Genomic DNA, 24,794 nt, shown 5'->3' on the forward strand with positions numbered 1-24,794 from the left:
CCGCGGCGATATCGACGTTTGAACAGTCGGCAGAGCGCCTCGAGAACGCGTCACTACTCGAGTGAACCGTATCGGTACGGATCGGTGTCGACGCGGTCGACGACGCCATCACGCTCGAGCCGTCGGCAGTGGGCGGCCGTTTCGCCGGCGCCGAACTTGACGTGAATCCCCTCGAGGTCGTCGAACAGGTCACAGGCGAGTTGCCAGGGTGTCGCGCCCACACGATCCCCGTCGTCTTCGTGGGCCTCGAGTGTCCTGAGGACGCGTTCGGTCCGTTCGTGGTGGTGGTCCCGGATCGTCGCGATTCGTTCGTCTGCGATCGCGGTGCCGTGGCCAGGCAAGAGCCGTTCCGATCGGTCCTCGAGCCGGTCGAGCGTCTCGAGGAACGCGGTGAGGGGATCGGTCTCGAGCGACGGATCGCTGACGGTTTCTGCGTTCGTTTCGGGTGCGAGCGTTCGGGTGTCGCTCCCGCCGACGTTGGGTGTGTAGGTCGGCAAGACGGCGTCGCCGATCAGGAGGTCGCCCTCGTAGGCGAAGGCGGTGTGGCCCAGCGTGTGGCCGGGCGTCGCGATGGCCTCGAGGCCCGCGATCCGGTCGCCGTCCGCGAGCCGTTCGACCGACGTGGTGTCGGGCATCGTAGAGGCAGTGTCGCCCGCGACGACGGCCTCGGCGAGGTCGGCTGGCACGCCCCAGCGACACATCGTCTCGCGGTCGCGCTCGAGGCGTCGCTTGCGTTCGGTCGCGTAGTCGGCGACCAGCGGCGCGTCGCCCGTGCCCATCGCGAGTGTCGCCGTCGCGGCGTCGGCCAGCCGGGGAGCAAGTCCCGCGTGGTCGGCGTGCCAGTGGCTGACGAGTACGGCCTCGAGGTCGGTCGGGGAAACGTCGGCACGCTCGAGGCCGGTCAGGAGGTCGTCCCAGGCATCGTCGGTCGGCGGACCCGGATCGACGACGACTCGCTCGTCGACGAGATAGGCGCTGTTCTGTCCTTCCGGTGTCCCACCGCCCACGCCGATCCGCTCGATGCTGTCGTCTGTCATACGTGACCGTTCGGCTCGAGTCCCGTTATCCCGATGGTTTCGAACGATGACTGGTCGCGCTAGCGACGGTCGAAAACAGGCGCCAATACGACGGGTCGTCCAAATCGCAGCTCGTCCGCGAACGGTACGTCCTAGAATAGCGCGTCGAGTTCGCCGCTCGTGTCGACGAGTGCGGCGGTCTCCTCCTGTGAGCGAGTTCTGACGTCTTCGGTCGTCTCCTTGGCCTCGACGGCGACCTGCTGGAGCTGGTCGATCCGCGGTACGTCCGAGACGCCCGAGAGGAGGACGATCGCACCGACTTCGTCGTCGGTCGTCGGGTAATCGCCGCCGCGGATCTCCATGCTACCCGTCTCGTCCTCGAGCCACTGCCGGCCGCGCTCGAGTCCCTTTCGGCTCAGATGGTCGGACGAGCCAGTAGCCACCACGAGGCCGCGATCCGCGCTGGCGGCGTCACACGGAAGCGTGAGACGTCCCAGCGTCGCCTTGCGAACGAGACTCGTCAGACGAGTGGTCGCTTCCCCGTCGTCGATCCCGCCGTCGCCGCCGGTGAGCGACGAGAGGAGGCCGTCGCTGCTCGTATCGACGGTCTCGCTCGCGTAGCCGATCGTCGAGACGCCGCCACCCGAGAGCGTGTTGATGATCTCCGAGGAGTCGACGACGGTCTCGCCGACCGCGTCGCCGTGGCCGACCTCGCCGGCGGCAAACAGCAGTCCGAATCGCTCGACGATCTCGCGGTTGATCCGATCGTAGCCGCCTTCGACGGACTCGCCGGCGCTGCGCCAGGCGTCGTTGTCGAAGACGAGGAGATTGTCGACCTCGCGGACGAACGTCCGGAACGACCGGGCCGCGTTGAGCGTGTAGATTCCGCCCTCGTCGGTCGCCGGCAAGACCCCGAGCCCGTAGACCGGCTGGGTGTAGATCCGCTTGAGATGTTTCGCGAGGACGGGCGCACCGCCGGAACCGGTGCCACCACCCATCCCGGCGACGACGAGGAACGCGTCGATTTCGTGAGTCGGGATCTCGTCGATCGCACGCTGTATCTCACCGATATCGGACTCTGTGACATCGGCGCCGAGTTCGTTGTCGGCACCGACGCCATGGCCGTTGACACGCGCCTGTCCGACGAGAACGCGATTCCCGCTCGGGATACGTTCGAGTCCCTGCAGATCGGTCGTCGCGGTGTTGACAGCGATCGCAGACGTGACGAACCCGCCGTCGATCGCGTCGTCGTACGCGAGGAACTGGTCGACGATCTTCCCGCCCGCCTGTCCAAAGCCGATGAGTGCGAGTTTCATGATGTTCTCCAGTGGCCACTTCCCGGCTGCCGGGATGAGCGCGATCGAACGCTCGCCGATCCGCCGGGAACCGGCGTCACTAACGGACCGTCGATGACTTGTCGTATCGTTATGACGTTCGTACACTGATGATAATCAGCTTCTACTGACATTCATAGATTACAATATTTCCCAGGCTCCGTCCGTCTCGAGCCCGCTCCCGGACGTATCGTTTCGGGAGTAAGTCCTATACGCTGTGGTGGCATAGCGACGGTCGTATGGACGACGTCGGTCCCCCGACGACTCGGCGGCAGCTGCTCGCAGGGGCGAGCGCCGGCGCCGCCAGTGCCCTCGCTGGCTGCTGGGAGCGACTCTGGTCGGAGGCCGAGACGACTGGTCCAGAACAGATCTCGATGACGATCAAGACCGTCCCGGCCGACGACGACGAACTCGCCGCGACGATCGCGAGTCAGCTCCGTGAGAACTACGAGGCTGCCGGTATCGACGCGACCCACGAACCGATCGCAGAAGCGGAACTGTACCGGGACGTCCTCCTCGAGGGGGACTACGACGTCTTCGTCGCCCGCCATCCCGGCCTCGACGAGGCCGACGCCCTCTACGGCCTGTTGCACTCGCGGTACGTCAGCGAGCACGGGTGGCAAAACCCCTTTCAGCTCACTGACGTAGTGGTCGACGACGCCCTCGAGACACAGCGATCAGCCACCGTAGATCGCGACGACGACCTCGAGGAGTTGCTCGAACATCTGCTGACGACGACGCCGTACACCGTCGTCGCGTACACAGACGCACTCTGTGGGGCGGCCGAGGAACTCGACGTACCGGTGCCACCAAAGCGGCCACAGGACTACGTCCGCCTGCTCGCTCGTTCGAGCAACGACTCTCGGGACCGACCCCTCGAGGTCGGCACGTACGGTGAGGGGCTGACCGAGCGGCTGAACCCGATCGCCGTCGACCGAAGCAGACTCGAGGGGCTGGTGGACCTGTTGTACGATCCACTGGCGCGGCAAATCGACGGTGACTACGTCCCCTGGTTGGCCGACGACGTCACCTGGGAGGAGGGGAGACGGCTTCGCGCCGAGGTCACACTCCGTGAGGGACTGACGTGGCACGACGACAAGTCGCTCGACGCCGACGACGTCGCGTTCACCTACGAGTTCCTCGGCGACACGTCGATGGGTACGGTCGACGGCGGCGTCCCCGCACCACGATTCCGGGACCGCCAGTCGCTGGTCGAGTCGGTCGACGTCGGGGACTCCCGGACGGTCACGGTCTCGTTTCCGGAGACGAGTCGAGAGGTTGCTCGCCGGGCGTTTACCGTTCCGATCCTCCCCGAGCACGTCTGGGCGGACCGCTCCGACGTCGTCGCGAACCGACGGACGGAGGCGCTCGCGACCGACAACGACGATCCCGTCGGCTCCGGGCTGTTCCGGGTCGCCGACGTCACGACGGACGTCGAGATCGAACTCGAGCCGTTCGACGACCACGTCCTCCGGACCACGACCGATCGGCCGGACGTCCTCGAGGGATTCTCGCAGTTCGAGGGGATCAGGTTTCAGATCGCACCAAACCCTGGCGCGATAGTTGACGCGCTCGTCGACGGTGAGATCGATCTGACGACGGGCGAGCTCCCGCCGACGTACGCCGAATCGATTCGGGAAGCCGATGGGGTCACGCGCGTCTCAGAACCGACGGACGCGTTCTATATGATCGGCTACAACAGCCAGCACGCCGAACTCGGTCATCCACACGTTCGTCGGGTTTGCTCGCAACTGCTCGACCGTGAACACGCTGCTACCGAGTTCTTCGATGGGTTCGCCGAACCGGCAACGACGCCGGCACAACTCGTCGGATTCCGTGACGATGCGTGGGACCGTGACGACGATGTCGACGACACGGAGCCGGAACTACTGGAGTTCCCCGGTTCCGACGGGGCGGCCGATCCCGGTCAATCCCGGGCGCTGTTCCGGGCGATCCACTACAACTACGAGGACGACGTCTTACTCGAGTCTTCGGGGTGAGCCGACGACGACCGCGCTGAAAGAGTTAATGGCGCGCAGGCGCTACCTTCGAAAGAAACTCGAATGGCACTCGCCGACGTCTTACTCGAACTCGCTTTCGTCGTGGCGGCGATGCTCGTGACCGCGACGCTCGTGATCGTCGGCCCGCGCCGCATCGTCGCCGCGGCCCGCGGGTTCCGGTGGCGTCTCGAGACGTGTCTGTTGCCGTTTGCCGCGCTCGTGGTCGTGCTCCTGTTGCGGTGGTCGACCCAGGACATCGTACGCCGCCTCGAGCGACGCGTCCTCCAGAACAACATTACGCCACAGCTATTTGCGTTCGACCAGGCGTTGTTCGAGCCCGTGACTATCTTGCAGTCGTTTCAGACCGAGGCGCTGACGTCGTTTTTCGTCTTCGTCTATATCTACGGCTACGCGTTCTTGCTGATCTTTCCCTTTATCGCGTACTTCGCACTCGAGGAGATGGACGAACTGTCGACGCTCGTCCTCGCGTTTACCGCCAACTACGCGATCGGCCTGATATTTTATACGCTGTTTATCGCCTTCGGGCCGCGAAACGTCGATCCGATGGCTTTCGAAGGGCTGCTGTACGATGCCTTTCCACAGTCGGGCGCGCTCACCCACGAGGTCAACCAGAACACCAACGTCTTCCCGTCGCTGCATACCTCGCTCTCGATGACCGTCTTCTTCCTCGCGTGGGTCACCCGTACGAAGTATCCGGTCTGGGTTCCCGTCTCGGGGGTTCTCGCGGTTAGCGTCGCCCTCTCGACGATGTATCTGGGTATCCACTGGTTCTCCGACGTTATCGCTGGCACCCTCCTCGCGATCGTCAGCGTCTACATCGGCGTCAACTACACCGTCGAGGGGATCGTCGCCGGCGTTCGGGAGGTCGTCGCGTCGCGACTCGGCCCACCGAGTGCCGACGGCGAATAGCCGTCGGTCTCGTCGCGAGCGTGCGCTCGAACCGTCGATCCGATGGCCCTCGAGGATACCTCCGGCGGCGGTCGCCGCAATCCAGACGTTTTCGACCCACGAGCCGTCAGTTCGGGCATGCCGATCTACTGGCACCGCCGCGATCTTCGTGGCCCCGACAACCGAGGGCTCGCCCGTGCGAGGTCGTTCGACGGGCCGATCGTCCCCATCTTCGTCCTCGATCCGACGATCCTCGAGCACGCCGCGCCCGTCAGGGTCGCGTGTCTGCTCGAGGCGCTCGCGGACCTCCGTCAGTGGTATCGCAAGCGGGATAGCGATCTGCTCGTCGTCCGTGGCGAAGCAAGCGCAGTGCTTCCGGAGCTCGCGGCCGAACACGGCGTCGAGACCGTCGTCTGGGTCGACGACTACAGCGGCCTCGCCCGCGGGCGCGACCGGGCGGTGACGGCGGCCCTCGAGGACGAGGGCGTCGACTGTGAGACCGTCCACGACGCGCTCCACCACGAGCCAGGCTCGATCACGCCCTCGACTGGGGGGAACCACTACTCGGTGTTCTCGTACTTCTGGAAGAAGTGGCGCGACCGTGAGAAGCGGGCACCCGTCGATCCACCCACCGACGGCGAGCTCGCAGCGGTTCACGGCGAGGCGCTTCCGTCCCTCGCGGAGCTGGGGTTCGACGAACCCGAACCGACGCCGCCGACGGTCACACGAGCGCGTGCACGCGACCGACTCGAGTCGTTCTGTGCCGACGACATCTATCGGTACGCCGAAAAGCGCGACTATCCAGCAGCCGAGGCCACGTCCCGCCTTTCGGTCCATCTCAAATGGGGTACCGTCGGCGTCCGGGAGGTGTATACCGCGACCGAGCGGGCACGGGAATGCGCCGACACGGACACGGCCCGCGAGAGCGTCACTGCGTTTCAGCGCCAACTCGCCTTTCGGGAGTTTTACGTCCACGTCCTCGCGTTCAACCCAGAGACGGTCACCGAGAACTTCGACGAGTACGAAAACGAGATCCCATGGCGTAACGATCGGGACGAACTCGCGGCCTGGAAGGCCGGCGAGACGGGGTATCCGATCGTCGACGCGGGAATGCGCCAGCTCCGTCGGGAAGGGTGGATTCACAACCGGGTCCGAATGCTCGTCGCCGCGTTCCTGACGAAGGATCTGTTGATCGACTGGAGAGAGGGGTACGCCCACTTCCGACGACTGCTCGCCGACCACGATACGGCAAACGACGTCGGCGGCTGGCAGTGGGCGAGTTCGACGGGGACCGACGCACAGCCGTATTTCCGGGTGTTCAATCCCGTCAAACAGGGCCGAGAGTACGATCCAGACGCCGAGTATATCCGCGAGTACGTCCCGGAACTCGCCGATGCGACGGCCGCGGAAATCCACGGTTGGCACGACCTCGAGCCCGAGGACCGGACGGCGATCGCCCCGTCGTATCCGGCGCCGATCGTCGATCACGGGCGACGTCGGGAACGGGCTATCGAAGCGTTCGAACGGGCACGCGGGGAGTCGGAGTGACCGCCGAGCTGCCTATACTGTCCAACAGTATCACTCGAGACGGCTACGAACGCCACAGAGAACGGCTGTAGTGGCGTTTTGTCAGTATGTCCTGTTGGCCACTACGTTTATCCGACGGTCCGGTGTAGCGATGCGTATGTCCGCTTCGCAAGACACCTCGTCGTCCGATCTTGCCGCCCCAACCGAGGCGATCGTCGAGGCGATCGCCGCCCACGAGGGCGTCGACGTCACCGACATCGAGCCTCCGGCGTACGATCCGCTGTACACCGTCGTCAATCCCGAGGCACTGGACCGGCTGTTTCAGACGCCGGTCGATTCGGAGGGGGCTGTCCGTGTCGTCCTCGAGTACGAGGGATACGAGATCACTGTCGACAGCGACGGGGACGTCGAGGTCGTCGATCGGCCGCTGGCCGGTGACTCGATCGACCGACCGCTCGAGGACTGAGACGGTCGCTGTCCGTCAGCGCCGACGCAACCGCAGAACAGGTCGCAGCCGCGCCGGAACTGCCCTCCTGTAGTCCGTCCCCGCCGTTACTCGGCCCAGTAGGCCTCGCCGGGCTGCTCTCGGAAGAGGGCCCGCTCGAGGAGTTCGACGGCTTTTTCGAGCCCTTCCCGGGAGCTGGTGAGGGAGTCTTCGTGTTCGATGCTCAGAGCGCCGTCGTAGCCGACCATTCGGAGCGTCGAGACGACGTCCTTCCAGTGGTCTTCGCCGTGGCCGTAGCCGACCGACCGGAAGAGCCACGAGCGGTTGGGCTCGTCGTCGTAGGCGGTCGTATCGAGGACGCCTTTCTCGCGGGCCTGTTCCTCGTAGATCTTCGTATCTTTGGCGTGGACGTGATGAATCGCGTCGCGTTCGCCGAGATAACGGATCGCGTCGGTGATCGAGATCCCCTGCCAGTAGAGGTGAGAAGGGTCGAAGTTCGCACCGACTCGCTCGTTGGTCTCCTCGCGGAGGCGGGCCATGCCGTGGGGTTCGTAGACCAGCATGTTCGGGTGCATCTCGATGGCGACGTCGACGCCGTGGTCGTCGGCGTACTCGGCGAGGTCTTCCCAGTAGTCGACGGCGACGTCCCACTGGTACTCGAGGGCGTCGTCGTGTTCGGGCGGCCAGGGGGCAGTGATCCAGTTCGGGACGTCGTCGTCGGGACCGCCGGCAGGCAGCCCCGAGAAACAGGTGACCGTCCCTACCTCGAGTTGGGCGGCGAGCTGGATCGCTTCACGAAGTTCGGTATCGGCCGTCTCTGCGCGTTCTTCGTCGGGATGGAGCGGGTTGTTGTGCGTCGCCAGCGCGCTGATTCGCATCTCGTACTCCTCGAGAAGGTTGTGAACCTCCTGTTGGGCGGCGTCGTCGTCGATATGCTCCGCCCGGGGGAGGTGGTCCTGGCCGGGATGGCCGCCGACGCCCGGTTCGATCGCGTCGACACCGATGTCCGAGAGGTACGCGAGTGCCCCCTCGAGCGATTCGTCCGCCAGCGGTGGGGTGTGTACGCCGATCTCCATACGGGCCGGAACCACGGCACCGAAAATAAAACGGCGGCCAGCAACGCCCCAGTCGTCCCGCGACACGACGTTGGTATCGTGATATGCACTATACAGACGGCAGGTCGCTCCGCCGCGCCGGTCGCGACGACGTCGACCGCGGGAGTGCACGGATGAGGGCTACGTCCGGTTCGTAGGTGACGCGCTCGGTCGGCGACTTCGCCGCGACGATCCGCCAGAAGCCCGGCGAGTGGAACGTGATCTCACACCGTCCACGCTCGTCGGTTCGCCGTCGCTTCGAGCCGGCTTCGACGATCGCTCCTTCGATCGGTCGATTTCCGCTGTCGCGGACGCGGACGACGATCGGTCGACCGACCAGGACCTCTTTGCGGCTGACCTCGAGGACGAGCGGCCGTTCGACTTGCATGCGGGTATGTACCACGGCGGCACCCAAAACGACTGGCCTGCACACGAGCGCGCGGTTTCGGTAGCGCATTCGAGCGCATCGATCACTCGTCGGGAACGATCGTACACCCCTCATCACTCGAGCGATAGATCGAGTCGATGACTCGCTGAACGGTCAGGGCCTGGGTGACGCTGCAATCGTCGGGGTCGCCTGCCTCGATACGGTCGAAAAACGCCTCCTGTTCCGCCGAGTGGGTGTCGTTCTGGTGGGTCTCGACGGTCGTGTCCTCGAGATGGTCGGGACCGGCGGAACTCGCCGAGTGGAAGCTGAGATCTCCCTCGAGCAGGTCGAAGCGTGCTGCCGACTCGGTCCCGCGGATGACGAATTCGTGGGTGGCCGGTCGGTTGGTCGCCCACGCGACTTCCAGTGAGACCGTCCGATCGTCCGCACAGCGGATGAACGCGCTGGCCGAATCGTCGACGTCGAACCCTGCGGGCCCGGCGTCTTCCCCCCACATCTCGAGGTAGGCGTACTCCTCGTCGGAGCCGAACTCGCCGCGAGCGACGCCGTTTACCTCTTCGACCGTGGGATAGTCGAGTAAATAGAGCGCGAGATCGATGGCGTGGACGCCGAGATCGATGAGGGCGCCGCCGCCGGCGATCTGGCGTCGGGTAAACCACGAGCCACGGCCAGGGATTCCCCGCCGCCGGACGTAGTTCGCTTCGACGTGTGTGACTTCGCCGAGGCGTCCGCTTTCGATCCGGTTGCGGACGATCCGAACCGTGTTCGAAAACCGGTTGTTGAAGCCGACCATGGCGTGGCCGTCGGAGTCAGCCGCCGCGTCGGCGATCCGCGTCGCGCTCTCGAGGGAATGAGCCAGCGGTTTCTCCAAGAGGACGTCGAGGTCGCGTTCGAACGCGTCGACCGCGTACTCCTCGTGGTACTTGTTCGGTGTGGTGATGATGACTGCATCGACGTCGTCGTAGAGCGCGTGGTGGTCCTCGTAGACGTCGACGTCGTACCGTCGGGCGAAACGCGATCGTGCCTCCGCCGCGACGTCCATCCCCCCGACTAGTGGCACGCCGTGTTCGACGAGCCGCTCTGCGTGGTACTGGCCGATGTTCCCCAAGCCGACTATCCCCGTCTCGATGTCGTATCGATCTGTTGTCATCCGTCTATCGAAGCGATGGTCGCGTCCGTTTTCGTACTGATACACCCGATTCCGCTATACCGAATTTTGGGACTCGATCATCTTCTCTCCGTCGCCAAACGGGGTCGTTACCGCGTGGCGACGTAGCGAGGGGTGGTCCTGAAACGATCGACGGCCGTCTCAGCTGTCCGCTTCCGTCGCAGTCGTCCCGGGCTCTTGCTCGGAGCGGTCGGTGAGACCGTGGACGAGCGCCTCGCCGCTTGCGGTCTCGAAGAGATGGATATTCGACCGATCGAGGACGACGTCGACGGACCGGTTCTCGGCGATATCGGTGTCTGGCGTGACGCTCATCAGCAGCTGATCCGCCGAGGAGGCCGGGTCCTCCTCCATCGACCGTTCGGCCCCCTCCGAAAGCAGCAGGTAGACGAAGATCTCGTCGCCCATCGGCTCGAGGACGTCGCTCCGGGCGTCGATCGGCGCCGTCGTCTCGGCCAGTGCGTCCGCGTCGGTCGAGAGGTGGACGTCCTCCGGCCGGATGCCGAGGGTGAGTTCGTCGCCGACCGACGCGCCGGGTACCAGCCCGGGATCGAACTCGACGTGGAAGTTCGCCGTCGCCAGGCCGGTCTCGTCGAGGGTTCCCTCAGCGAAGTTCATCGACGGCGACCCGATGAAGCCGGCGACGAACAGGTTCGCGGGCTGGTTGTAACACTCGAGTGGCGGCGCGATCTGCTGGAGTTTCCCCGCGTTCAGAACGGCGATTCGGTCGGACATCGTCATCGCTTCGGCCTGATCGTGGGTGACGTAGATGATCGTCGTCCCCAGTTCGCGATGGAGTCGCTGGAGCTCCGTTCGCATATGAACCCGAAGCTTTGCGTCTAAGTTCGCGAGTGGCTCGTCCATCAGGAAGACGTCCGGGTTCCGGACGATCGCGCGGGCGATCGCGACCCGTTGGCGCTGGCCGCCGGACATCTCGTCGGGCATCCGATCCAACATCCCCTCGAGTTGGACGATGTCGGCTGCTTGCTCGACGCGGCGCTGGATCTCCTCGTCGTCGTACGTCCGGAGTCTGAGCCCGAAGGAGATGTTCTCGAAGACGTCCATGTGGGGGAACAGCGCGATGTTCTGGAAGACCATCGCGACGCCCCGATCCTTCGGGGCGAGGTTCGTGACGTCGTCGTCACCGATGTACACCCGCCCTTCGGTCGGCCTGGTTAGCCCGGCGACGGTCTCCATCGTCGTCGACTTCCCACAGCCCGAGGGGCCGACGAAGGTGACGAACTCGCCGTCTTCGATCTCCATGTTCACGTCGTCGACTGCGGTGACGTCTTCGTAGCGTTTCGTAACGTTTTCGAGTTGTACTCGTGCCATTGTCTTACTCTTTGAGTGCTCCTGCTGTCAGTCCGCTGACGATCTTTTCCTGGGCGACGATCACGAGGATCGCCACCGGAATGACCCCGATGATACTCGAGGCCGCCATCAGGTGATACATCACTTCGTACTGGCCCTGGTAGCCCAGAATGCCCTCGAGGATCGGGGCCCAGTTCTCGGGTTGGCCGTCGGTCATCAGAAACGAGAAGAAGAACTCGTTGTAGACGGCAATGAAGGTCAACACGCCTGCGGTCGCGACGCCGGGTGCCGACAGCGGGATGATGACCCGAAACAGCGCGCCCAGCCGCGTGGTTCCCTCGACACGGGCGGCGTCCTCGAGGCCCTCGGGGATCTGCGAGTAAAACGTCGTCAGAATGAAGATCGCGAGCGGCATGAAGATCGCCGACAGTGGCAACACCATCGCACCCGGGGTGTTGTAGAGGGTGCCGTCGCCCGTAATCGGTTCGAGGGCGAAGAAACTGGTGTTGAAGAGGTCGTTCAGCGGGATGAAGAAGGCCGCCGGCGGGAAAAACGAGATGACGAGCACGAGCATCATCATCGGAACTTTCCCGGGGAACTCGAGGCGGCCGAAGGCGTAGCCGGCCAGACTGGCGATGATGAGGACGACGATCGTCGACGCCGTCGCGATGACGAAGCTGTTGAACACGTACCAGTGAAACGGCAACACCTGGAAGACTTCGATAAAGGCGCTGGGGTTGAACCCGTTGGGCGTGAGGATAATGTCCTGTTGTTGTCCTTCGGGAGTTAGTGCGACCATGAGCAGCCAGTAGAAGGGAAACAGCGTCGTCACGAGGAAAAAGACGGTCGCCGTGTAGAACATCGCCCGATACGCTCGTTCGGGGTTTTTGATCGCGTTCGCGACCCAGCGCTCGAAGGGGCCGCGATCGAGCTCAGCGTCGTCGCCGCTTTCACCCAACAGCGTATCGTGTCCTCGATCCTCGGTCCGGCCGCCGTCTGGCATTCGGCGAGCTCGAGTCCAGTGTGCCGGAACGTCGTCGGCGTCGACCGTCTCGGTTTCGCCGTCGCTCGGTGTCCGTTCGCCCGCGCCGTGTCGATCGTCCGGTGGCGTTTCGTTCGTCATCAGTAGGGACCTCCCTCGGTGTCGCGGAAGAAGAACACGTACACCGAGATGATCAGGCCGATCACCAGTGCGGTCATGAACGCGACGGCTGCCGCCGTCCCGTAGATGCGCGTCCCGCCGAACATCGCTTCGACGACGAGGCAGGTCAGCGAGGGGACGGTGGTACAGCCGGCCGTCGACTCGATCAGTCCGTAGACCCGCATCGCGTCCATCGTCCGGAACAGCATCGCAACCAGCAGCGCCGGCATCACCAGCGGGAGTGTGATCCGTTTGAACCGCTGCCACGGCGACGCGCCCGCGACGCGGGCGACGTCGTAGAGACTCCGGTCGACGCTTTGCAGTCCCGCGAGAATCAGCAGGGCCATAAACGCCGCTGACTTCCAGATGTCGGCGACGAGGATGATGACGAACGAGTCCTGGCTGTCCGCAAGCGGGTTCGGTCCGAAGAGTCCGAGCCACTGCATGACGTCGCTGCCGAAGCCGACCTCGGGCTGGAACAGCAGGAAGAAGAGCATCCCCTGGATGACGATCGGAACCGCCCACGGGAGGATGATCGCAACTCGGACCCAGCGCCGCCCCCGGAACTCTTGATCGAGGACGTACGCCTGCCCGAAGCCGATCACCGTCTCGAAGAAGACGCTGATGACGGCGAAGCCAAGCGTCACGAACAGCGCCTGCTGGAGGATCGGCACGCCGAACTCGAGGAAGGGGAACGACGTCGACAACGTGACGTCCATGAACTGCCTGGCCAGCCGTGCGTTTCCGGTCAGGATGTCGACGTAGTTGTCGATACCGGTAAACGCACCGAGTGGCTCCCCGCCTCGCGTCTGATCCTCTCGCAGTGACATAACGAACGTCATCACCAGCGGATAGAACGCGATCAACGCCAGGAGGAGAAACGCGGGAACCAACAGCAGGTACGCGTAGGCGGCCTCGCTCAAGTTCTCCATCCAGTTGACGACCGCGTTACCCGTCCGGTCGCGTTCGGTCTCGCCGTCACCACCGATCAGGGTGTCCCTGTCGCTGTCGGTATCAGTCGCCATGTTGTTGTGCAACCTCCGTCTCGCTTCTCTCGAGGCGATCGGCCAGATCGGTCATCGCCTCCTCCGGCGACTTCACGCCTCGATAGGCCGCGTTGACCTCCTGGAAGATGAGCGCCGACTGTTCCGGCCAGACGTCCGTCACCGGCCGAGGAACGGCGTTTTCGCCCGCCAACTGGAGCTGATCGACGTACCGTGCGATCGGTCCGATCTCGTCGGGATCGGCCTCGTCGAGGAGGTCGACGTTCGGCGGAATAAAGCCCTGTAGCTCGAAGATGGTGAGCATCACTTCGTCGTGTGTAAACGCCTCGAGAACCTCCAGGGCTTGCTCCGGCCGGTCGGTGTAGGGACTCAACGTGAGGTTCCAGCCGCCGAGCGCCGCGGACGTTCCGCCCAGCCCCTCGTGTTCGGCGTCGTCTTCGGTGACGGCGTAGGGCTGGGTCATCACGCCGAGATCCTCGCCGAAGACCTCCTCGTCGCCGGTCTCGGCGATCGAGAACGGCCAGTTGCGGTGCGCGACGGCGTCGCCGCCGGCGAAGGGTCCAAGCGACTCCTCCTCGGTCCACTGGACGATCGAGGTCGGGCTGATCTGTGGGTAGCCGTCCAGTGCGTGTTCGTCCTCGTCGCCGTGGACGAACGCTCGCATCATTCGAATCGCGTCGAGGACAGGTTCCTCGTCGACGGTGACCGGACGGTCGCCCGCCGTAAACAGGTTGTCGACGCCGCCGAAGTAGCCGCCGCCCCACGTCGAGATGACCTCGTTGAACGAACAGCAGGCCAACCCCTCGTAGGCCGCCGCCTGCGTGGTGTAGCCGAAGTCGAGTCCGTGCTCGTCTCGGGCTTCGGCGACGGCGTCTGCGAACTCCGCCCACGAGGGCGGCTCCGAATCCCAGTCGTCGGTATCGTAACCGACGTCTTCGATGAGATCCTGCCGGTACAGCATCGTCCCGAAGTCGACGAACAACGGGACCGCGTGCAGATCGTCCGTCTCGGGATCCCGAACGGCCTCGAGGGCTTCCTCGAGGTACTCGTCTTCGATCCGATCGACGGTGTCATCGGGGAGTTCCTCGGTCAGGTTCGCCGTCTGATCGCGGAGAATAAACGGGATCGTCCAGCCGGTGTCCATCATGTGGATGTCCGGTGGCGCGCGACCCGCCTGCAGCGTCGCCTGGGCTTCTTCCATCCGCTGGACTGAGTCGCTGACGACCGTCTGCAACTCGACCGTAATGTCCTCGTCGAGTCCAGCGTCCCACAGCGCTTGCTGGACCGACGGCTCACCCTCTTCTGTGTGGAGAATCTCCTCGAAATCCGTGGCACCGGTCATTACGACGGTGTCTGGTCCACGGCCGCGACCGAGACAGCCGGCGACCGCGGTCGTTCCGGCGACTGCCGATGCCGAGGCCGCACGCACGAACGTCCGACGGGACACCCCAGTGTGACGGTTACTCTCTTGTCCCATCCGACAACAGTAGACACCGTTCGCGACCTTAATTGATCGGCTTGCACGAATGTACCTAATGCGAACAGTCGGGATCGCGTGCTGGTACAATCAGTGATTACGACCGGTCAGTCGTGTCCAAACGTTGGACTATCGGGTCTCCCATCGACGAAGAATCGAACTCGATCGGTGTTCGGAGCAACTCTCGGTGATGCCCTACGAGCGGTCCGATGGATGTCCCGCCTCGAGACGGCACCTATCTCTACTCCTCGAGGATCGGCGGTTCGTCGCGTCCGATATGAATCTCGTGGGCCTCGACGTCCTCTAAGGCTGCGACGCGGCCGCCGATAGTCACTTCTTCACCCTCCTCGGTCTCCATCGTGAGGCTGGCGACTTCCTCGCTGACTTCGAACGAGACGTCCAGGATACGACCGCGGACGACACAGGGGCCGCCGACGTCGACGTCCCGACCCTCGATGGTCGCGTAGAACTCGCCGCCTTCCTCCATGATGTCTTTGACACAGCGTCGGATCGTCGCGTACTTTCGCGGGTACGTTCGCGCGTCACCGTCCTCGCCGAGAGTTCGTTCTGCGGTCGTCCAGAGGACGGTCCCGAAGAAGCCCGAGACGAGGAAGCCAAGCGCCGAGCGGTTGAAGATGACTCCATACCGGTCCTGGTCGTCACGCAGGGCGTCCTGGGTCGCGTAGATCGAGTAGTTGCCGTCGGCGACGGCGATGACCGGGGTCGTGATCCCGCGTCGGGCCCGTGCCGTCGTCGCGACCGCTGGATAATCGAACTCGTCGGGATCAGGTGCCTCGCTGGCCGGCGTTACGATCAGATCGACACTGACGCCGTCGTCGATAGCCGCCTTCAGATCCTCCTCGAAACGGATCAGCAGGTCCGGCGTCAGCGACAGGGACAGTTCGTAGTCGGCGGCGTCGATGACCTCCTCTAGATACCGCAGGATCGTCGACCGCGATTTCACGAGCGAGACGGCCTCGGTGTCCCGGGCCGGCGCGGTGTAGCGAGCCTCGAGTTCGTCGATCATCTCCTCGAGGGAGTTCTGGACGTTCTCGAAGGCTTCCTCGGGATCGATCGCGACGACCTTCATCGGGCGGGACTCGCGAAGTTCGACGAGCCCGCGGTCGCTGAGACTGCGGACAGTGTCGTAGACGCGGGGCTGTGGGATGTCGGTCCGGTCTGCGATCTCGCTTGCGGTGAGTTGACCTTGCTCGAGGACGGTTAGATAGGCGTCGATCTCGTACTCGCCGAGATTGAACCGCTCGCCAACTGCTTCGACGGTCGAGCGAAGTTCGTCTGGTGCCATACACCGCTGTACGTTCCCGACGGGTAAATGATTTATTATACTCTGAGTAGCACCTGTTTTCGAAATCGGGTTGTCCCACGTCGTGAGACGGGTTCTCAGCAAGCAACGGGAGTGTGACAGTCAGAACGCTTAACCACAGCGACCGGGATGTGTGTTTCCATGCGCGGGCCAGCCGGGACTATCGGGACTGTCGAAGACGTCGAGACCGTCGAAGACGTTCGGCAGTTCCTGCCGTTCGACGCAGTGGAGTTCGTCCTCGCAGTCGTGGTCGTCCTCGCCGGCTGGTATCTCTCGAAGGTCGTCGTCCGCCTCACCGGCCGGACCGTCGCCCGCCGAATCGAACGGCCAAGCGTTACGCGGACCGTCCTCCGAGGGGTTCGTATCTCCGTCTTGCTGGTGGCCGGCGTCGTCGCGTTGTTGATTCTCGGTCTCGGCGATACGGAGATTCTCCTGTCGGTGACCGTCATCTCGGCCGTCATCGCCGTCGTTCTCGCACCGCTGGTCGGCAGCCTGATCAACGGCTTCTTCGTGCTCGCCGACCGGCCATACGAGATCGGCGACATGATCGAGATCACCGACGAGGGCCATACGGGATTCGTCGAAGACATCACGATCCGCTACACCAAGATTTTCACGCTTCAGAATACGTTCATCGTGATCCCTAACTCCGAGATCCACGAACGAGACGTGATCAACTACTCCGCCGAGGACGAACGGACACGTATTTCGGTCGCGTTCGAGATCACCTACGACAGCGATCTCGAGGTCGCTCGCCGACAGGCCGAACGAGCTGCTCGAACGGTCGAGACGGTAATCTCCGGAGGTCCCGATATCCGGATCGGCAGTGCCCGGTACGCTGCCGCGCCGCTCTGTAACATCGACGAATATGCCGACGACGGTATCGTTCTCGAACTGTACTTCTGGGTCAAACATCCGTACAAGCGGGCCGTCGCCCGATCGGAAGTCCAGGCCGCGATCAACGAGCGCTTCGCGGAACTGGACGTCGAGTTCGCGTACCCCCATCGTCACCACGTCTTCGACGAAACCAGCGGCATCGCCCGGATGGCTGTCGACGAATCCGAGTTCGACCAGCCGTTCGTCGAACCGCCGGCAGAACCGGGTGACCGGTCCGATCAATGACACTATCGGAGAACAGTCATACGGACTGTTGTAACGAGTTCCCGTCGATCGCCACGACGGGGCCGGCGATCGGCGGGCAGTGACGACAGGAGGCCGTATCAGTCCTTCTACTACCGGTCGGAAATAGTGGTGGTCTTTTATCAAACTCCCCCGCGAATCCACCGATAGTCCATGTACGACGATATCCTCGTGCCCACCGACGGAAGCGAGACGATCCCCGAGACGCTAACCCACGGCCTTTCGATCGCTGCCGACAACGACGCCACAGTCCATGCACTGTACGTCGTCGACAGTCGAATCATCGCCGCGGCGACCGACGAGACCGGCCCCGAACTCGAGCGATCGCTCGAGGAAGAAGGGCGGGAGGCGGTCGCCGACGTCGCCGATGCGGCCTCGGAGCGAGGCCTCGAGACCGAACGCGAGATTAGGACGGGGACGCCGTCGAAGACGATCCTCGAGTACGCCGACGAGGAGGGGATCGATCTGATCGTCATCGGTACTCGCGGAAAGAGTCCCCGCGAGAAAGTCGCCTCGCTCGGTAGCGTCTCGGAGCGGGTCGTCGACAATGCCTCGGTTCCGGTGTTCGTGGTGCGGAACGCGGGCGACTGATACGGTCCCCTGTGCCGATCTTTCGGCGCGACCGCCGGACGGGTCGCGGTCACGCCGGAACTGATACTGCCGAAGTCCGTCTGATCAGGCATGTGCGCTTTCGACCGTAATCACTTCGCAGTCGAGGTGATTTCGCAGGTACTCGTCGATGTCGGGATTGTCGGTGAACCGCCGAAAGATCCGGCGGAGTCGGCTCGCCTGTTTGTTTCCGATGACGACGACGTCGGCGTCTTCCGCTGCGACCTCGTCGAGGATGCTCTCCTCGACTAAAAACCCCGTCCGGACGACGTACCGAGTGTTCTCGAGCTGGCCGAAACTCTGCTCGACGGCCGTCTTCAGGTCGATCCGCGTCACTTTTCGCCCGTTCTGGTAGAGGTCGACGTGTAGTACCGTAAGCGCCGCGTCACGCTCGCGAGCGATCTCGATCGCCCGCTCGAGTGTACGCTTCGAGTGTCTCGACAACGGATACCGAACGGGGACCACGACCAGCGACATTACGCAATCGAACGACCCCCTTCCGGGTAAACCTTTCAGTCAGGACAGTCAGGGCCGGTAACGTTTACCACGGCACGCTATTGCTATCACGAGCAGGGTCGCTGCCGTACAGACAGTCATTTACCGCGAGCACCGTTAGACGATGGTATGCAACCACGGTCCACCGAAGACGGGACTGTTTACGTGTCGGAGACCGACGGCGATCGCGGTTCGAAGGGACCGTTTCTCGTCGCCTATGAGTCTCGCGACGCCGAAGTGCGATACGGCTGGTTCTGTGCGAACTGCGAGAGCTTCAACAACGCGATGGACGCGATGGGGCGAATCAAGTGCAACGAGTGTGGGAACTTCCGGAAACCGACCGAGTGGGACGCAGCCCACGAGTAGTGGCTCCCGGTCGGTGACGACCGACGTCCGCTTCATCCTCACTCGGGCAACCAGGTTAGACGTAACGGACGATTACCGAACACTAATTCGGATGGATAGTTCCGATATGTAACTCGTACGTCCGGGTCGTTCTAACTATTTGGGAAGTCTCGGGGAGTTCTTGTGACGGACCAACATTTATGGTTGTCGGCGTCATATGGGTATCTGAATGGGTCCTGTTAACATGCGACTCGTCGAGCAGGCCAGGTCGATCTTCGCAGAGCTCGGTTACACCGTCGAAGGAAACGGCCCGACGTTCCGTGCTGAACGCGAGTGGAAGGTCGTTCACGTCAACGCCGTCCTCGAGACACGAGAACTCCCGAACGAATCGGGACAGTTCCACTGTTTCGTCGCCGAACCTGAGGACGCAGACGACCTCGAGACGAAACTCCAACGCGCGGATCCGGACTACGAGTGGGCCATCATCGTCGTCGACGGGGACGACTATCAGGTCGAACGAGCCCCACCAGGACCACGAGTATCAGCGTAACACTGTCCCGACCCGCGAACGAAACCCCGTTTTACCGCTGTTTTCCCACCTACAGCGCGTCCCGTGTCGCCGAGACGCCGGCACCGGGATCGACGTCTGCCCCCATCGACTCCAGGACGTCACCGAGTGCCGTCACGACGTAGATCACGTTCTCCGGCCGTGCGGAGTGACCCATACAGCCGATCCGGAAGATTTCCCCGTCTAGGTCGCCCAACCCGCTGGCGACCTCGAGGTCGTATCGCTCGAGTAACTCGGTACAGACCGCGCCGTCGTCGATCCCGTCGGGGACACGGACGGCGTTTAGGCTGGGAAGCCAGTACTCGTCGGGAGCGTTCATCTCGAGTCCCATCCCCTCGACGCCGGCTTTCAGCGCGCCGGCGAGTCGCTCGTGGCGCTCCCAGCGTTGCTCGATTCCTTCCTCGGCGACGAGTCGCAGCGCTTCCCGCAGCGCGTAGACGTTCGTGACCGGCGCCGTGTGGTGGTACGCGCGTTCGTCCCCCCAGTAGCCCTCGAGCAAGGAGAGGTCGAGATACCACGATCGAGGGTCGTCCTCTCGGTCGAGCACCTTCTCCATGGCCCCATCGGAGAGCGTCAGCGGGCTCGCACCCGGCGGACAGGAGAGACATTTCTGTGGACCGGAGTAGGCGACGTCGATGTCCCACTCGTCGACGCGGAGTTCGACGCCCCCGAGCGAGGTGACGGTGTCGGCGATCACCAAGGCGTCGTGATCGTGGGCCGCTGCCGTGAGTTCGGGCACGTTCGGCTGAAGGACGCCGGTACTCGTCTCGGCATGGACGAAGCCGAAGACGTCGGGGTCGTGTTCGGCGAGCGCATCCGAGACGTCGGCCGGATCTAACGGCTCGCCCCACGGTGCGTCGACTTCGACGACGTCGCCACCGGCCCGACGGGCCATCGAGGCCATCCGTCCGCCGAAGTAGCCGTTCGTCGGCACGAGCATCGTATCGCCCGGTTCGACGACGTTTCCGATCGCAGCCTCCATGGCTGCCGAGCCGGTTCCCGAAACCGGAATCGTCCACTGGTTGTCCGTTCGGAAGGTGTAACGCAACAGTTCCTGTACCTCGTCCATGATCTCGACGAACGACGGATCGAGATGGCCGACAAGCGGCGTACTCATCGCCCGCAGGACACGCGGATGAACGTCGCTCGGGCCTGGCCCCATCAGCGTCCGGTCCGGCGGTGTCAGTTCGTCGATCTCGGACACGTCGATCGTCTCCTCGGCGTCTGGCATGAGCGATACGTGCTACTGGAATCCTCAAAAACGTTCTCCGATCGAGCGCCGCAACGCCCGGCCGTTTCGAATTCGATCGTTGCAAAAACAATGGCGGTTGCTATCACTAGCCATACATTGAAGATCGATGGTGGTGTAGCCCTACGAGCGATGGTCTTCAAGAAAATTACCTTGATCGGAACGAGCACGGAGAGTTTCGACGACGCTGCCGACGACGCGATCGACCGCGCGGAAAATACCCTCCAGAACATCTACTGGATCGAAGTCGACGAACTCGGCGTCGAGATCGCCGGCGCCGAAAACCGCGAGTATCAGGCGGAGGTCACCGTCGCGTTCGAACTCGAGGAGTAATATCGCTGCACCCGATTTTTCGAACCCGCGACCGCCGATGTATACAGCCCGCTGTCCATGGACTATACTGTCGGACAGTCACACCGCTACGGACGCGAATTACACAGAACGGACGGCCGACGGGGGAGACGACGTTACGTACGGAACGATTCGCCACAGCCACACTCGCTGACGACGTTCGGGTTCTCCACGTGGAACCCTTCGGCTTGCAGACCGCTCTCGTAGTCGAGAATACTCCCCTCGATGTATTTCAGGCTGGCCGGGTCGACGAACACCCGCAGCTCGTGGTGTTCGTAGATCGTGTCGTCCTCGTCGGGCGCGTCGTCGAACCGCATCCCGTAGGATAGCCCCGCACAGCCACCCTGCTGGACGAAGAGGCGAAGCCCTGCCTCGTCGGCGTCGAGCCCTTCCCCCTCGAGCAGGGAAATAGCCTGCTCGGCCGCGTCTTCGGTCACTTCGATCTCGGGACGCGTCTCTGCCTCCCCGCCATCAATGCTGTCCGTGCTCATGTGTATGTAGTACCGTCGCGAGAGTGTTAACTGTGACGCCCTCGGTACCGGCCCATCACGTGACGATGGAGACACGTGTGGTGGTCGGTTCGCGTCGATTCGGTTTGATCCGACCAGCACTCGAACCGAAACACTACTCGCCGTAGCTACTCGGGTACTGCTTGAGCGTTCGATAGTACGCCCCGAACTGTCGCTTGTCGTTGCGAGACAGTTCGATGTCGTGCTCCGCCAGCAACTCGAGCATCCGCTCGGGCTCGCAGTCGTACCACATCGAGAGGAGCCGGACGTTCTTCTGGGCGTAATCGTAGTTGCGCTCGAGTACGCGTCCGTCGGTTGGGTCGACCACCGACTCGCGATCACGCTGACGATCGCATTCACGCCGTGGCATCTCGACTCCTAGTCTAGCCCGCAGCACCGTAAAAACTCGGTTGGTATACACGTACAGCAGGGAACGTCACTGTACGTGTCGATTACCCTCGTTAGCTCCTACTTCTCGTCGGTCTCGAGACGGCGTCGAACGCTTTCGGCGTGGGCCTCGAGCCCTTCGGCGTCGGCCAGCGTCGTAATCGTCTCGCCGATGTCGGCGAGTCCCTCGGCGGAGAGCCGCTGAACCGTCGTCGATCGCAAGAACGTCTCGACCGAGAGGCCACCGGTGACCTGCGCCCCGCCGTTGGTCGGCAACACGTGATTCGTTCCGCTCGCGTAGTCGCCCGCGGCAACGGGCGTGTTCGGCCCCAGGAAGACACTCCCCGCGCTATCGATTCTCTCGAGGATCGACTCCTCGTCGTCGGCGATAATCGAGAGGTGCTCGGGGGCGTACTCCTCGGTAAAGAGGATGGCTTCGCTCATCGATCGTGCCAGTAAGACGCCACTCGCATCGTTCTCGAGTGCCTCCTGAATTATCTCTTTACGCTCGCGCGCGCTGGCTTGCTCGTCGACGGCCGACGCGATCGCCTCGGCCGTCTCCTCGTCGTTCGTGACCGCGACGACGGGGGCGTTCGGATCGTGTTCGGCCTGTGCGACCAACTCGGCCGCGACGAGTTCGGGATCGGCGGTCTCGTCAGCGACAGCGACGATCTCGCTTGGCCCTGCCAGAAAGTCGATCTCGACGTCGCCCCGGACCTCGGCTTTGGCCGCCGTCACCCACCTGTTTCCGGGACCGACGATCTTCTGGACCTGCATCATCGACTCGGTCCCGTAGGCGAGCCCTGCGATCGCCTGAGCGCCGCCAACACTGTAGACCGCGTCGGCACCCGCGACGTGGATCGCGGCCAGCGTCACGGGATTCATTTCGTCGGCCGGCGGTGTGACGACCGCGACGTGATCGACGCCCGCCACCTTCGCCGGAACGACGCCCATGATCGCACTCGAGGGATAGGCCGCCGAGCCACCGGGGACGTAGGCACCGACGCGCTCGATCGGCCGGAAGCGTCGACCGAGTTCGCGACCGTCGGAGAACTCTCGGCGCCAGTCTTCGGGCATCTGTGCCTCGTGGAACTCCCGAACGTTGTCCGCGGCCGTCTCGATGGCCTCGCGAAGGTCGTCCTCGAGGTCTTCGTACGCGCGCTCGCACGCGTCAGTGATGTCGATGTTTCCCAGTTCGACGTCGTCGAACTCGCTTGTGAACTCGCGGACGGCAACGTCACCCTCCTCACGGACGCGATCGACGATCTCCCGCACGTCGCTTCTGACCGCTTCGATACCGGCGTCGCGGTCGAAAAACGCCGCTCGATCGGCCGGTCCGAGATCGGCGAGTTCCCGCACGTCTACACTCATACCTCCGCGTTCGTGTGGTGGGCGAAAAACGGTTTCCTTCCGGTGACGGTTTGCAACCAGTCGTCGATCTACAGTGACCGGGCGGTCGCGTCGAGACCACCTAGTGATCAGAAGTATCAGGCCTCGACTTCCCAGACACCGGCGGCATCGAGGGTTGCTCTGACAAACAGGTACACGACGATCAGGAACCCGACGATCGCAAACGGCGCTTGCAGAAGCTCCGCGACGCCCCGCCCGAGCGCCAGCTGGCTGAACCCGCGAACGAAGAAGCTCAACACGACGAGTCCGATCCCGATTACCGCGAGTTTGACGAACCCCTCTCGATCCATACGATCACCTACGTCTGACGGCCGATAAATCGTACCGGTTACGCCACGTTCGATCGGGGTACCCGCCCGAAGCGGCGTTCGGGTCTACTGTGGCGCATCGGGACGCCATGATCCGCCGCTCGGCTTTCGATTGCCGTTTCGAAACCGTTTGCAAGCGCTGCATAACTATTCATGGCCTGCCGTACGCCCCTCGTATGTGGCCATGGGAGCACGCGATCATGGGATACGTCGTCTACTCGCTGTTCTCTCGTCTCGTCTACCAGGATTCCCCGACCGGACTCGAGTCGGTCGCGGTCGTCTTCGCGTCCGTTCTTCCGGATCTCATTGACAAGCCCCTGGCATGGGAGTTTGGCGTCTTCGATGCCGGCTACGCGATCGGACATTCGATCTTCTTTGCCGTTTTGCTCTCGATCGCCGTCGGCCTCGTCGCTCGATCGGTAGGCCGACCACGAACGGGTCTCGCGTTCGCTCTCGGCTATATCCTCCACCTGCCGGCTGACGTACTCGACGCCTACGTTCGCGGCGGCGTCTTCCAGCCCGAACTGATGCTCTGACCGGTCGAAACTGTCTCCGATAGTGGACACGAACACGGGTTCGTCGACCAGTTCCTGCAACTATTCGCCCAGTATCAGACCGAACTGCTCGCCGGAGAGCTATCGACATACATCTGGATACAACTCGGTTTAACCACCTTTGCCTCCCTCCTGTGGCTCTACGACGGTGCGCCCGTCCTCCGTGAACTCCTGCGGGGCTCGTGTCGACTCGTTTTCTCGGCTCTCGGTTCCGATCGGTCACTCGAGGACGCTTCCGATCACCGATAGTGTCTATCGACGCGGTCGTACTCCGTTGGTGTGCGGCCCGACGTCTTGTCTACCGCCGTGATGATCTCGTTTACGGGACTGATCAACGCACAGCAGACGGCATTCGAGACGACGGTCTTATTTATGAACCCGGACGTTCTCACTATTGCAAACGACGTGGCACACGCTGCTACGTCCCCTCCGGCCGCGTTCCGGCACGGAGGCAGGCACTCTATCCCGCTTCCCGAGCGAGCCACGCCGACCCGACCCGATCGGGTCGACGTCGGCTTCCGGCCTCTCGATACGATGCCCTTATATAGTCTGGCACCGTACTACAGAGTACGCGAAGCCCCCGCCGGATGCGATTTCCGGCGGTGGTCTCGATCCGACGCCCTTAAGTGTATGAGGGGGTTGGGATAGAACGCAAACGCGTGATCGACGGGACGTTCAACTCGTTCCGTCATCTCGGATCACTCGAGTTCCGAAGGGGTTAAGTACCCGTCGGG

At 63.4% G+C, this 24,794-nt stretch carries 25 protein-coding genes and 1 pseudogene; 10 read left to right on the plus strand and 16 right to left on the minus strand.

The window, feature by feature from the left end:
• Positions 1-53: 53 nt before the first annotated feature.
• Entirely contained in the window at positions 54-1,037 is a 984-nt protein-coding gene (locus tag RBH26_RS17650) for an MBL fold metallo-hydrolase (RefSeq protein ID WP_306759702.1), read from the minus strand.
• A 131-nt stretch (positions 1,038-1,168) separates the two neighbouring features.
• Entirely contained in the window at positions 1,169-2,332 is a 1,164-nt protein-coding gene (locus RBH26_RS17655) for a tubulin/FtsZ family protein (protein WP_306759703.1), read from the minus strand.
• A 257-nt stretch (positions 2,333-2,589) separates the two neighbouring features.
• On the opposite strand from RBH26_RS17655, the gene RBH26_RS17660 reads away from it, so the two are divergent.
• The 4 genes from RBH26_RS17660 (at position 2,590) to RBH26_RS17675 (ending at position 7,252) form a co-directional block, all read left to right on the plus strand.
• Entirely contained in the window at positions 2,590-4,350 is a 1,761-nt protein-coding gene (locus RBH26_RS17660) for an ABC transporter substrate-binding protein (protein WP_306759704.1), read from the plus strand.
• A gap of 63 nt (positions 4,351-4,413) precedes the next feature.
• The gene (locus RBH26_RS17665) at positions 4,414-5,280 is read left to right on the plus strand and encodes a phosphatase PAP2 family protein (RefSeq protein WP_306759705.1); all 867 of its coding nucleotides are present in this window, start codon (positions 4,414-4,416) and stop codon (positions 5,278-5,280) included.
• A gap of 117 nt (positions 5,281-5,397) precedes the next feature.
• Positions 5,398-6,807, plus strand: a complete 1,410-nt coding sequence (locus RBH26_RS17670; protein WP_306759724.1) for a deoxyribodipyrimidine photo-lyase — start codon at positions 5,398-5,400, stop codon at positions 6,805-6,807.
• Between the two features lie 136 nt (positions 6,808-6,943).
• On the plus strand, positions 6,944-7,252 hold the full coding sequence (locus RBH26_RS17675; RefSeq protein WP_306759706.1) for a HalOD1 output domain-containing protein: 309 nt from the start codon (positions 6,944-6,946) through the stop codon (positions 7,250-7,252).
• A gap of 86 nt (positions 7,253-7,338) precedes the next feature.
• Here the strand turns inward: RBH26_RS17675 and RBH26_RS17680 are convergent, their stop codons facing one another.
• From RBH26_RS17680 to RBH26_RS17715, 8 genes are all read right to left on the minus strand, one after another.
• The gene (locus tag RBH26_RS17680; RefSeq protein ID WP_306759707.1) at positions 7,339-8,307 is read right to left on the minus strand and encodes a sugar phosphate isomerase/epimerase; all 969 of its coding nucleotides are present in this window, start codon (positions 8,305-8,307) and stop codon (positions 7,339-7,341) included.
• Positions 8,308-8,395: 88 nt separating this feature from the next.
• Complete coding sequence (locus RBH26_RS17685; protein WP_306759708.1) at positions 8,396-8,713, minus strand: carboxypeptidase regulatory-like domain-containing protein; 318 nt, start codon at positions 8,711-8,713, stop codon at positions 8,396-8,398.
• A gap of 82 nt (positions 8,714-8,795) precedes the next feature.
• Positions 8,796-9,863: a Gfo/Idh/MocA family oxidoreductase gene (locus RBH26_RS17690; protein WP_306759709.1), complete on the minus strand. Its 1,068-nt coding sequence runs from the start codon at positions 9,861-9,863 to the stop codon at positions 8,796-8,798.
• 159 nt (positions 9,864-10,022) lie between these two features.
• Positions 10,023-11,210: an ABC transporter ATP-binding protein gene (locus tag RBH26_RS17695; RefSeq protein WP_306759710.1), complete on the minus strand. Its 1,188-nt coding sequence runs from the start codon at positions 11,208-11,210 to the stop codon at positions 10,023-10,025.
• A 4-nt stretch (positions 11,211-11,214) separates the two neighbouring features.
• A complete protein-coding gene (locus tag RBH26_RS17700) occupies positions 11,215-12,192 on the minus strand; it encodes a carbohydrate ABC transporter permease (RefSeq protein ID WP_306759725.1) in 978 nt (325 codons plus the stop codon).
• Positions 12,193-12,311: 119 nt separating this feature from the next.
• A complete protein-coding gene (locus RBH26_RS17705; RefSeq protein ID WP_306759711.1) occupies positions 12,312-13,355 on the minus strand; it encodes a sugar ABC transporter permease in 1,044 nt (347 codons plus the stop codon).
• A complete protein-coding gene (locus tag RBH26_RS17710) occupies positions 13,345-14,811 on the minus strand; it encodes an extracellular solute-binding protein (protein WP_306759712.1) in 1,467 nt (488 codons plus the stop codon). The genes RBH26_RS17705 and RBH26_RS17710 overlap by 11 nt, the downstream gene beginning before the upstream one ends.
• A gap of 241 nt (positions 14,812-15,052) precedes the next feature.
• Positions 15,053-16,117: a TrmB family transcriptional regulator gene (locus RBH26_RS17715; RefSeq protein WP_306759713.1), complete on the minus strand. Its 1,065-nt coding sequence runs from the start codon at positions 16,115-16,117 to the stop codon at positions 15,053-15,055.
• Positions 16,118-16,276: 159 nt separating this feature from the next.
• On the opposite strand from RBH26_RS17715, the gene RBH26_RS17720 reads away from it, so the two are divergent.
• Together RBH26_RS17720 and RBH26_RS17725 are read left to right on the plus strand one after the other, a co-directional pair.
• Positions 16,277-17,257, plus strand: coding sequence for a mechanosensitive ion channel family protein (locus RBH26_RS17720; protein WP_306759714.1), 981 nt, complete (start codon positions 16,277-16,279; stop codon positions 17,255-17,257).
• A 171-nt stretch (positions 17,258-17,428) separates the two neighbouring features.
• A complete protein-coding gene (locus RBH26_RS17725; RefSeq protein ID WP_306759715.1) occupies positions 17,429-17,866 on the plus strand; it encodes a universal stress protein in 438 nt (145 codons plus the stop codon).
• 84 nt (positions 17,867-17,950) lie between these two features.
• On the opposite strand, the gene RBH26_RS17730 is transcribed toward RBH26_RS17725, so the two are convergent.
• Positions 17,951-18,361 (minus strand): universal stress protein, encoded by a 411-nt coding sequence (locus RBH26_RS17730; RefSeq protein ID WP_306759716.1) that lies wholly within the window; start codon positions 18,359-18,361, stop codon positions 17,951-17,953.
• Positions 18,362-18,508: 147 nt separating this feature from the next.
• On the opposite strand from RBH26_RS17730, the gene RBH26_RS17735 reads away from it, so the two are divergent.
• Positions 18,509-18,745 carry a DUF5816 domain-containing protein gene (locus RBH26_RS17735; RefSeq protein WP_306759717.1) on the plus strand — a complete coding sequence of 79 codons (237 nt, stop codon included), beginning with the start codon at positions 18,509-18,511 and terminating at the stop codon, positions 18,743-18,745.
• A gap of 223 nt (positions 18,746-18,968) precedes the next feature.
• On the plus strand, positions 18,969-19,274 hold the full coding sequence (locus tag RBH26_RS17740) for a hypothetical protein (protein ID WP_306759726.1): 306 nt from the start codon (positions 18,969-18,971) through the stop codon (positions 19,272-19,274).
• 49 nt (positions 19,275-19,323) lie between these two features.
• On the opposite strand, the gene RBH26_RS17745 is transcribed toward RBH26_RS17740, so the two are convergent.
• Positions 19,324-20,523, minus strand: coding sequence for an alanine--glyoxylate aminotransferase family protein (locus RBH26_RS17745; RefSeq protein WP_306759718.1), 1,200 nt, complete (start codon positions 20,521-20,523; stop codon positions 19,324-19,326).
• Between the two features lie 150 nt (positions 20,524-20,673).
• On the opposite strand from RBH26_RS17745, the gene RBH26_RS17750 reads away from it, so the two are divergent.
• A complete protein-coding gene (locus tag RBH26_RS17750) occupies positions 20,674-20,874 on the plus strand; it encodes a dodecin (RefSeq protein ID WP_306759719.1) in 201 nt (66 codons plus the stop codon).
• 134 nt (positions 20,875-21,008) lie between these two features.
• On the opposite strand, the gene RBH26_RS17755 is transcribed toward RBH26_RS17750, so the two are convergent.
• The 4 genes from RBH26_RS17755 to RBH26_RS17770 all read right to left on the minus strand — a co-directional run bounded on the left by RBH26_RS17755 (position 21,009) and on the right by RBH26_RS17770 (position 23,488).
• Complete coding sequence (locus RBH26_RS17755) at positions 21,009-21,383, minus strand: iron-sulfur cluster assembly accessory protein (RefSeq protein WP_306759720.1); 375 nt, start codon at positions 21,381-21,383, stop codon at positions 21,009-21,011.
• Between the two features lie 133 nt (positions 21,384-21,516).
• The gene (locus RBH26_RS17760) at positions 21,517-21,771 is read right to left on the minus strand and encodes a hypothetical protein (RefSeq protein ID WP_306759721.1); all 255 of its coding nucleotides are present in this window, start codon (positions 21,769-21,771) and stop codon (positions 21,517-21,519) included.
• A 98-nt stretch (positions 21,772-21,869) separates the two neighbouring features.
• Positions 21,870-23,159: a histidinol dehydrogenase gene (gene hisD / locus RBH26_RS17765; protein WP_306759722.1), complete on the minus strand. Its 1,290-nt coding sequence runs from the start codon at positions 23,157-23,159 to the stop codon at positions 21,870-21,872.
• Positions 23,160-23,275: 116 nt separating this feature from the next.
• Positions 23,276-23,488: a hypothetical protein gene (locus RBH26_RS17770; RefSeq protein WP_306759723.1), complete on the minus strand. Its 213-nt coding sequence runs from the start codon at positions 23,486-23,488 to the stop codon at positions 23,276-23,278.
• 194 nt (positions 23,489-23,682) lie between these two features.
• On the opposite strand from RBH26_RS17770, the pseudogene RBH26_RS17775 reads away from it, so the two are divergent.
• A pseudogene (locus RBH26_RS17775) lies at positions 23,683-24,309 on the plus strand (metal-dependent hydrolase).
• Positions 24,310-24,794 lie beyond the last annotated feature (485 nt).

The organism is Natronolimnohabitans sp. A-GB9 (assembly GCF_030848565.1).
Classification (GTDB): Archaea; Halobacteriota; Halobacteria; order Halobacteriales; family Natrialbaceae; genus Natronolimnohabitans.